At 65.2% G+C, this 9,145-nt stretch carries 9 protein-coding genes and 2 pseudogenes; 7 read left to right on the top strand and 4 right to left on the bottom strand.

Going from position 1 to position 9,145, the window contains the following annotated elements:
- Nucleotides 1-190 (top strand): annotated as a pseudogene (locus tag EOA24_RS41630) (MFS transporter); the annotation flags it as partial.
- Between the two features lie 69 nt (nucleotides 191-259).
- Here the strand turns inward: EOA24_RS41630 and EOA24_RS17530 are convergent.
- Nucleotides 260-1,318, bottom strand: a complete 1,059-nt coding sequence (locus tag EOA24_RS17530; protein ID WP_126080199.1) for a LacI family DNA-binding transcriptional regulator — start codon at nucleotides 1,316-1,318, stop codon at nucleotides 260-262.
- A gap of 157 nt (nucleotides 1,319-1,475) precedes the next feature.
- On the opposite strand from EOA24_RS17530, the gene EOA24_RS17525 reads away from it, so the two are divergent.
- The 4 genes from EOA24_RS17525 to EOA24_RS17510 are packed head-to-tail and all read left to right on the top strand — an operon-like array spanning nucleotide 1,476 to nucleotide 5,827.
- Nucleotides 1,476-2,411, top strand: a complete 936-nt coding sequence (locus tag EOA24_RS17525) for a sugar ABC transporter substrate-binding protein (protein WP_126063375.1) — start codon at nucleotides 1,476-1,478, stop codon at nucleotides 2,409-2,411.
- A 19-nt stretch (nucleotides 2,412-2,430) separates the two neighbouring features.
- Nucleotides 2,431-3,984 (top strand): sugar ABC transporter ATP-binding protein, encoded by a 1,554-nt coding sequence (locus tag EOA24_RS17520; protein WP_126080198.1) that lies wholly within the window; start codon nucleotides 2,431-2,433, stop codon nucleotides 3,982-3,984.
- Complete coding sequence (locus tag EOA24_RS17515) at nucleotides 3,981-4,973, top strand: ABC transporter permease (RefSeq protein ID WP_126080197.1); 993 nt, start codon at nucleotides 3,981-3,983, stop codon at nucleotides 4,971-4,973. The genes EOA24_RS17520 and EOA24_RS17515 overlap by 4 nt, the downstream gene beginning before the upstream one ends.
- Nucleotides 4,974-4,990: 17 nt before the next feature.
- Nucleotides 4,991-5,827, top strand: coding sequence for an MBL fold metallo-hydrolase (locus EOA24_RS17510; RefSeq protein WP_126080196.1), 837 nt, complete (start codon nucleotides 4,991-4,993; stop codon nucleotides 5,825-5,827).
- Between the two features lie 21 nt (nucleotides 5,828-5,848).
- Here EOA24_RS17510 and EOA24_RS17505 read toward each other — a convergent pair whose 3' ends face one another.
- From EOA24_RS17505 to EOA24_RS17495, 3 genes and pseudogenes are all read right to left on the bottom strand, one after another.
- Entirely contained in the window at nucleotides 5,849-6,379 is a 531-nt protein-coding gene (locus EOA24_RS17505) for a dihydrofolate reductase family protein (RefSeq protein ID WP_126080195.1), read from the bottom strand.
- A 123-nt stretch (nucleotides 6,380-6,502) separates the two neighbouring features.
- A pseudogene (locus EOA24_RS17500) lies at nucleotides 6,503-6,971 on the bottom strand (helix-turn-helix domain-containing protein); the annotation flags it as partial.
- A 29-nt stretch (nucleotides 6,972-7,000) separates the two neighbouring features.
- Nucleotides 7,001-7,771: an SDR family NAD(P)-dependent oxidoreductase gene (locus tag EOA24_RS17495; RefSeq protein ID WP_127409931.1), complete on the bottom strand. Its 771-nt coding sequence runs from the start codon at nucleotides 7,769-7,771 to the stop codon at nucleotides 7,001-7,003.
- 88 nt (nucleotides 7,772-7,859) lie between these two features.
- On the opposite strand from EOA24_RS17495, the gene EOA24_RS17490 reads away from it, so the two are divergent.
- Together EOA24_RS17490 and EOA24_RS17485 are read left to right on the top strand one after the other, a co-directional pair.
- A complete protein-coding gene (locus tag EOA24_RS17490) occupies nucleotides 7,860-8,498 on the top strand; it encodes a TetR/AcrR family transcriptional regulator (protein ID WP_126080193.1) in 639 nt (212 codons plus the stop codon).
- Nucleotides 8,488-9,145: rhodanese-like domain-containing protein (locus EOA24_RS17485; RefSeq protein WP_127409930.1), on the top strand; the 658-nt coding region annotated here is incomplete at its 3' end. The genes EOA24_RS17490 and EOA24_RS17485, both read left to right, overlap by 11 nt.

The raw sequence follows: 9,145 nt of genomic DNA, 5'->3' as shown, positions 1-9,145 counted from the left end.
CTTCTACACGGTCTACTACGCCACGATGCTGATCGCGCCTTGGTTCGGCGGCAAGCTTTCGCTTTGGACGGGCAGCGCCGGCGCGGCGCTCGGCCTCGGCTCGGCGGCTCTTCTAGCCTGCCCGGTCCTTTTGTGGGAGTTCGAACGCCGGCTGCCCGTGCAGGCCCGAACGGCCCCGCAGGCGGGCTGAGGCCCTTGCGGACTTTCCGCTGTCGAGACGAGGGATGGGCGCCGCCCGAAAACGCAAGCCTCGATCGGATCAAGGCGCGGGGGTCATTGGGTCGGAGCTGGGCGGCGACGCCACGGTTTGCGCCACGACCGGCGCGCAGCTGTCGCCGACCACCAGTGAAGGCTGGAAGACGACGTTGCGCGGTTCGGCAGGACCGCCACGCCTGATCTGATCGACGAGAAGCCGGACCGCCTCGTTGGTCATGTCGACAAGCGGATGCTCGGTGCGCGTCAAGCGCGGACGCAAGCCTCCGATGCCAGGGATGGTATCGGTGGAAGCGATGGAGATGTCGCCCGGACAGCGCAGCCCGAGATCCGCCACTGCCCGCATCACGCCGAGCGCCATCAGACCGCTCGCGACATAGAGCGCCGTTGGCCGCGCCGGCTGTTCCAACAGGCTGCGCGCCACCGAATAGGCGGCATCCTCGCGGAACTCACCCGAGCGTATATAGCGCGATTCAAGCGTCAGGCCTCGCGACCGCATGGCCGCCAGCATCCCGTCGAGGCGGCCACGCCCGGTGGTGACATGCAGCGGGCCGGTGACCGTGCCGAGGCGGGTATGGCCGAGATCGAGCAGATATTCCGTCGCCTGCCTGCCGGCCGATATGTTGTCGATCGTCACCGTGTCCGACCTGTCATCGGCGACGGTACGGCCGAACAGCACGGTTGGGATCGGTTTGCCGTCGGGATCGTTCTGCAGATGCTCCGTCGAGTCGCCGACCGGGACCAGGATCACCCCGTCGCAGGAGAGTGTTCGCACGCGGGCGAGGATGCGACGCTCGACCTCCGGCTTCTCGTCGCTGTTGAAGATCAGCAGCGAGTAGCCCCAGGCGGCGACCGCCGCTTCCGCCGCCCATACGACACGCGAGAAGAAGGGGTTGGCGAGATCGGCCACGACCAGGGCGATCAACTGGCTGCGCCCGCGCTTCAGGTTCCGCGCAGCGAGCGAGGGCGCATAGCTGAGGTCACGGACGGCGGCCAGGACGCGGGCCCGCAATTCCGGGCTCACATAGGCGGAATCGTTAATCACCGCCGACACCGTTGCCGTCGATACCTCTGCCTTGCGAGCGACGTCCTTGATGGTGGCCATAGCGAACCCAGCTAATCGATTAGTTGAGTTTTGGTCGCCAAAATGGCCTTTGTCTAGGCTAAATCCCCGAAAATTTGCCTTGATTGCCGTTGTTATCCGCATAATCCAGCGAAACGGTTCGGCGAGGTAGGCGCCGCAACGTCAAAAGGAGGAGATCATGAAGTGGATAGTCATTGGGGCTGCGTTGGCGGCCGCGGCCGCAGCGTTTCCCGCTCGGGCGGACACGCCGCTGGTCGGCATCGTCTCGATCTCGGCGACGGAAGCGAACAACGCCCGCTATATCGTCGGCGCCAAGGCCGCCGCCAAGGAGATCGGCTGGGACGTTTCGGTCATCGATGCGGCGGGTAGCGCCGACCAGGCCAATGCCGCGATCCAGAATTTCGCGCAGCGCGGCTCGGCGGCCATCGTCGACATGGTGTTTCCCTATTCCTCGATCGGGGCCGGGCTGCAGGCAGCCAAGTCGGCCAATATCCCGGTCGTGACCTGGGGCGGCGGGCTGGGAAGCTCGGTCGCCGCCACCAATGGCTCGGGCGGGCCGATGGTGGTGCCGGTCAATGAGCTGATGCTGAAGACGATGGGCGGCAAGGGCTCCATCCTGGCGCTGACCTATCACACAGGTGAGGTCTGCCGAAACCGCGAGGTCGAGCTCGACAAGGCGCTTGCGGCCAATCCCGACATCAAGGTCACCAAGAACGAGGTGCGCATCCCCGGCTATTTCGAGGATGGCGCGCAATATGCCAACGCCTGGCTGGCCTCGCATCCGGCAGGCCAGGAGAATCTCGCCATCTGGGGCTGCTGGGACGATCCGGCGATCGGCGCCATCGGCTCGCTCAGGGCGCAGGGCCGCGACGACGTCAAGGTCTACGGCGTCAACGGCAACGCGCAGGCGCTGGAGAACATCAAGAACGGCTTCATGACCGCGACCGCCTGGCAGGACAGCTATACAGAAGGCTACAATATGATCAAACTGCTGCCGGAGATCCGCAAGGCCGGCGCGGACTGGACGCCGAAGGCGGTGGAGGTGCCCGCGGTGCTCGTCACCAAGGACACTATCGACGACTTCATCGCCAAGCATCCGGACGCCATGAAATAGGAACCTCAACGCTTCACCCATGAACCCAGTCCCGACAGCGATGGCGGCGCCGCCGGCGGTGCCGTTCGTGGCGGCGAATGCGATCAGCAAATCCTACGGAGGAGCGCAGGCGCTGCGCGGCGCGTCGCTCTCCGTGCTGCCCGGCGAAGTGCATGGGCTGGTCGGCGCCAACGGCGCCGGCAAGTCGACATTGATCCGCATCCTGGCCGGCGTGACCCAGCCGGACACGGGCGAGATCGCCATCGAGGGCAGGCCGGTGGCGATCGTGTCGCCGCACGCGGCGAGCGGGCTCGGCATGAGCTTCATACATCAGGAGCTCGCCTTCGTGCCTGACATGACGGTGCTAGAGAACATCATGCTCGGCCTGCCCAAGAAAACGACGCGGCTCGGCCTGGTCGACTGGAGCGCGATCCAGCGGGACGTCGCGCCGATCATCGAGCGCGTCGGCATAACCGCGCCGCTCGATGCCGCGGCCAAGAGCCTGTCGACGGCCGAGAACTGGCTGATCAGCATCGCCCGGGCGCTGGTGTGGAAGGCGCGCCTCATCGTCATGGACGAGCCGACCGCTTCGCTCTCGGCAGGCGAGTGCCGCAAGCTCTTCTCCATCATCCGGGGGCTTTCGGCGGCGGGCGTGGCGGTGCTCTACGTCTCGCACCGGCTGGACGAAATCCTCGATCTGTGCAGCCGCGTCACCGTTTTCCGCGATGGCCGGTCTGTTGCGGTCCTCGACGGCTCCGGACTGACCCGGCGCCGGCTGGTCCAGGAGATCGTCGGCGGGGCGGTCGAACAGCTGCCCAAGTCGCGCGAGGCGACGGGCGGCGAGATCGTGCTGTCGGTGCGGGGCCTGCGCCGCCTGCCGCGCGTGGAGGAAGCAAGCTTCGACCTCCGCCGCGGCGAGGTGCTCGGGCTCGCCGGCCTTGTCGGCGCCGGGCGCAGCGAGCTCGCGCGACTGCTCTACGGCGCCGACGGGCCCCATGCCGGCACCATGACGATAGAGGGAAGGCCGTTCGTCCCGCGCACGCCGGCCGGCGCGGTGCGCGCCGGGATGGGCCTTGTCCCGGAAGAGCGCCGCACGGAGGGGCTGCTCCTCGGCAAATCCATCGCCTTCAACCTAAGCCTCGGCAATCTCACGCCTCTCCTCGCCAGCCCGGTCCTTCCCTTCATCAGCCTGCGCAAGCGGGCGCGGCTGGCGCAGGCGACGATCCGCGACCTGTCGATCAAGGCCAGTTCGCCGGAACAGCCGGTCGGGCGGCTCTCCGGCGGCAACCAGCAGAAGGTGGTCATCGGCCGCTGGCTGCGCTCGAAGCCGAAGGTGCTCATCCTCGACGAGCCGACGCGCGGCGTCGATATCGGCGCGCGCGGGGAAATCCACCGTCTCATCCGCGAGCTCGCCGGACTCGGCATGGCCGTGCTCGTCATCTCGTCCGAACCGGACGAGCTCCCCGATCTGTGCGACCGGGTCCTGGTGATGGCGGAAGGTCGGATCGTGCGCGAGCTCACCGGCCGCGACCTCACGCGCAACGCCATCATCGAGGCAAGCTATGCCGCAACCGAGGAAAGGGTTCCCGCATGAGTGACGCCAGCTACACGCGACGGCTTTCGCCCAGCACCAGGGCAGCGTTGGGGGTCTTCGCGCGCTATGGCACCATCATCGGCCTGCTCGCGATGGTCCTCGTCTTCTCGTTCCTGTCGCCGCACGCCTTTCCGACCTACAATAATTTCATCAACGTGCTGAGCCAGGCATCCCTCGCCATGATCATCGCCGGCGGGCTGACCATGGCTGTGATCGTCGGCGAGCTCGATCTCTCCGTCGGTTATGCCGCCAGCCTGCACGGCGTGCTCGTGACCGGGCTGATCGTGGCAAACCATATGCCGATCCCGTTGGCGGTTTTGATCGTGCTCGCGCTGGGCGCCCTCATCGGCGTCGTCAACGGCCTGATCGTCACCAAGCTCAAGGTCAATTCGGTGATCGCCACGCTCGGCGTCGGCACCGTGCTGGTCGGCCTCTCCTTTGCCTATTCGGCCGGCGTGCCGATCGTCTCCGGCGTGCCGGAAGCCTTCCTGCAACTGGCGCTGGGGCGCTGGCTGTTCGGCATCCCCAACCCGATCATCTTCATGGCGCTGGTGTTCGGCGGCCTGTGGTTGCTGGTCGAGCGCACCGCGATCGGCCAGGAGATCCAGGCGGTCGGCGGCAACCCCGCCGCGGCCCGGCTCGCCGGCATCAATGTCGACCGCATCAAGATCCTCGGCTTCGTGCTTTCGGGCATGTGCGCGGCGCTTACCGGAACCTTGCTGGCCGCCAGGCTTGGCAGCGGCACGACCAATGCCGCCGATTCCTATCTGCTGACCGCCTTCGCCGCCGTCTTCCTCGGGTCGGCCACGCTGCGCGACGGCGAGTTCCACATATTGGGCACCTTCATCGGCGCGCTCATCATCGTGCTCGGCTTCAACGGGCTCAACATCTTCGGCGCGCCGACCTTCTCGCAATTCGTGTTCCAGGGCGCCATCCTGATCGTCGCGGTCGGGCTCGCCAGCCTTGGCCGCTCGCTTGCCGAAAGCTGAATTGGAGGAGAATGCCGATGACCGTTCCGCAATCCGCGACATGGCAAGTCTTTGTGCTGGAATATGCGCGCTCCAAGGAACAGCCCTGGGTCGATCTCATCAGCGGCATGTACAATGACGGCGTGGTCGACCTGCCCTTCTCCTTCGTGCTCGCGCGCAACGGCGAACGCAACGTGCTGATCGATACCGGCTTCATGCAGGACGACCACAGCTTCTCGCAGAAGTTCGGCATCCCGACATGGATCTCGCCGGTGCGGATGCTGGCGGCGCTCGACATCCCGCCCGATCAGATCAGCGACATCGTGGTCACCCATGCGCATTTCGACCATATGGGTTCGATCGCCGAATTCCCGCGCGCGCATATCCACATCCAGAAGAGCGAACTGCTTTCCTGGTACGAGGCGATCGCGCTGCCGAAACGCTTCGCGCATCTGACCGCCATCATCGATCCCGACAATTTGCGCACCGCCCTCGAAGCCTCGATCGAGCATCGCGTGACGCTCATCGACGGCGACAAGGACAACATCTTCCCCGGCATCCATGCGCGGCTCGGCAGCGGCCACACGATCGGCCAGCAATTCGTGCTCGTCGACACCCACGCCGGTCGCCGGGTCATCTCCGGTGATTGCGTCTATTCGCGCCGCCAGTTCACCGGGCACAATCACGACGGGGTCTATGTCCCGCTCAACAATGCGGTGGGCAGCGTCTGGGAGCAGCTGAAGACCATCGACAAGATGAATGACGAGCTTGGCGGCGACCTGTCGAAGCTCGTCGTGCTGCATGATGTCGAGCGCTGGAAGGACCATCCGGTCGTCAAGGAGGTCGAGGGCTTCAAGATCGTCCGGCTCACCTGATCACGGGAGACCGTCGCGAGATCATGCTGGAGCGTAGGTCAACCTGATCACATCCTCGCCGATCCGGTCATGCGCCATCAGGCGAAGCGGCGGCCGGGGTCCGGCGAAATAAGGCTTGCCGCGGCCGAGCACGACCGGGTGCAGGTAGATCCGATACTCATCGATCAAGCCCAGTTCGGTGAGGCTTCGCGCCAAGTCCGGGCCGGCGACTTCGATCTCGCCGTCGTACTCGGCCTTCAGCTTGCGCATCTCGCCCTCAAGGTCATCCCCGACGAGGCTGGCGTTGGGGCCGACCGACTGCAACGAGCGCGAGACGACCCATTTCGGCTGGCGCCGCCACGCCGCCGCGTAGGCAAGGCGATCGGCATCCCATTCAGGATGCTCCTCGTCCCAGTAGCGCATGACCTCATACATGCGGCGACCGTAGATGCTGCCCGACTGCCGCTCGGCCTCCTCGATGAAGTGGCGGAAGAGCGTGGGGCTTGGCCCGAACGCCGTGTGATCGACATAGCCGTCCAGCGACTGGTTCATTCCGAAGACGAGCTTGGCCATTGCCTGTTCCTCACATGGCATTCGCGCGATCCGATTGCGTTGTGCAATCGGTTCAGGCTAGGCCAACTGATTTTATTTTGCAATTGGTTGGTGCTGCATGAACGCGCCCCGGCAAGGCGAAACTCAAGCGACCACCGCCAAGCCCGGTGAGGCGCGCAAGCGGGCTATGTCGCGCGCCGGCGGTTCGCCAAAATGACGGCGATATTCGCGGCTGAACTGCGACGGGCTTTCGTACCCCACGCGGAAGGCGGCGGTCGTCGCATCGATGTCCTGGACCAGCATCAGGCTGCGCGCGTCCTGCAGCCTGAGCTGTTTTTGGAATTGCAGCGGCGTCATCGCCGTCACCGCGCGAAAATGCTCGTGCAGGCTCGACTCATGCCCACCTCCGCGGCAAGCTGCTCGATGCTGAATCGCTCCCGGAAGTTCTGCCCGATCCAGGCGATGGCGCGGCCGACCTGAGCCACCCGACCCTGGCTGGAGGTGATGTGGCGCATCCTGGCGCCGTCCGGGCCGGCAAGCAGGCGATAGAGAATTTCCTGCTCGGCAAGCGGGGCAGCGCCGCCGGATCGTCGAGCAGGCGCAGCAGGCGCAGGACCACCAGCATGACGCTCCCCAGGGCGGCTAGATCCGAGCGCCGCCTGTGGCGTCGATGGACTGCCCCGTCGTCCACCGCGCGTCGTTTGACGCGACGAAGGTGATCACGTCTGCCACGTCGGCGGGCTGGCCGACACGTGAAAACACCGACAATGCTTCCGCGCCCGCACGGGCATCCGTCGCAAGCCAGTCCGCGTTCATGTCGGTGTCGGTGACGCCGGGCATGACCGAATTGACGGTTATGCCGCGGCTTGCGAAATCGGGAGCGAGCGCCAGCGTCAGTGTTTCGAGAGCTCCCTTTGACGCCGCATAGGCGGGGGGGGTCGGCGCTGCGATGCGCGTGAAGCCGGTGGAAATGTTGATGATGCGTCCGTCGTCCCGGATGTCATTGGCCAGCGCCTGGATCAGGAAGAACGGCGCCTTGAAGTTGATGGTCATGAGGTCATCGAATGTGGTCTCGCTGGTCTGCGCCAACGGCGTTGCCACCGCGATGCCCGCATTGTTGACGAGGATGTCGAGGCCGGCTTTGCCAGTCGCGGCCAGCGCCGCGGCCCTAAACTCTCCGGCAATGCTGTCGGCAGCCGCCTTGGCGTCGCGCAAATCCGCGCCGATGGCGACAGCTCGCGTCCCCAGTGCCTCGATATCCCGCACCGTAGCGTCCGCGGCTTCCTTGTTGCTGGCGTAGTGCACGCCGATGAGCGCAGCGCCTTCCCTGGCGAAGGCGAGCGCCACTGCTCGCCCGATACCGCGCGACCTGCCGGTTACGAGTGCGACCTTGTTCGAGAGGCGTCCGGACATTTGCAACTCCGTTGCGATTTTTAATAGCGATCGATATATTAATCCCGGTCGATGGTTGTCAACAGATTTTATAGGGATCGATATATAAATGACCGAGCCTCCAAAAAAACGGGGCAGGCCGAGGACCCTGGATCGTAATGTCGGGCTTGATGTCGCGGCGCGGCTGTTCTGGGAACACGGCTATGAAGGAACATCGATCGCCGACTTGACGGCGGCCATGGGCGTGACCCCGCCGTCGCTCTATGCGACGTTCGGCTCCAAGGAGGAGCTGTACAGGCAGGCGCTCGACCGTGCCACCGAGCGGGAGAGCAAGGCCCGGATGGACGCGCTACGGAGCGATATGAGCGCTTATGAGGCTTTGTCCTTCTACCTGCACGACGTCGCGACCGGCATCTCGCGTCCCGACGATCCGCGCGGATGCATCGTCTCGACAGCGGTTGTTCAATGCGCGGCGGAAAACGAGACGGTGGCGAAATCCGTAACCGCAAGGCGCGAGGCTGCCATCAAAGCCATACGCGAACGTTTCGACAGGGCGGTCGTCGAAGGGGAACTTGCCACCGGCACCGACACGGATTCGCTTGCACGCTTCTACGGAGCTTTCGTGCAAGGAATGTCGGTGCAAGCCTGTGACGGCGCCTGTACCGAAAGGTTGAGACGTCTGGTCGATATCGCGCTTTCAGCCTGGCCGGGAAGCCGTGGTGAAAGAAAGGTCCCCCATGCCCCATGACCCCGTCGTCGAACAGTCCGCTCTGAGCACGTTGCCCACTTTCCGCCTGCTCGACGTGCGCGATCAGGCTGCCTTCTCCTTGGGCCACGCGCCCAATGCCGTCCGCGTTCCGATCGAGGTGTGGGAGGCTGCAGCAAAAGCCGGAGAGACGTCGTTCGAGAACGTCGCTTATTGGGAGCGCGCCATTGGCGAACTCGGTGTCGATGGGGAAGTGCCGGCCATCGTCTATGATGACGGGCGAATGACCGAGGCCGCGCGGGTCTGGTTCATCTTGCAGTATTTCGGAGCGAAGGCGTTCATCCTGAACGGTGGATGGCCGGCGGTCGAACGACACGACGACCTGCCGGGGGCGGCCCAGGCAGCCGGCGCCTCGGCTGTCTTTCGAGCCAGGCCCGGCGCGGGTCCTGTCGGTCTCGTCGATCGGCAGACCTTGAAGGCTGAACTCGACGGTGATGTGCGCATCTTCGATGCCCGCACCGCTGGTGAATACACAGGCGAAGACCTGCGCCGCAATGCGCGCGGCGGCCATCTGCCCGGCGCAAGGCTGCTGCCGCACGCGAACCTGCTTGACGGCTCGCGCCTGATGCCGGCGGCGGAATTGCACGATCTTCTCGCGCAGGCTGGTTTCCAATCCGGCGACCATATTG

Origin of the sequence: Mesorhizobium sp. M2A.F.Ca.ET.039.01.1.1 (assembly GCF_003998035.1) — a bacterium.
GTDB lineage: Bacteria > Pseudomonadota > Alphaproteobacteria > Rhizobiales > Rhizobiaceae > Mesorhizobium.
This window is presented reverse-complemented; position numbering and strand designations above follow the sequence as displayed.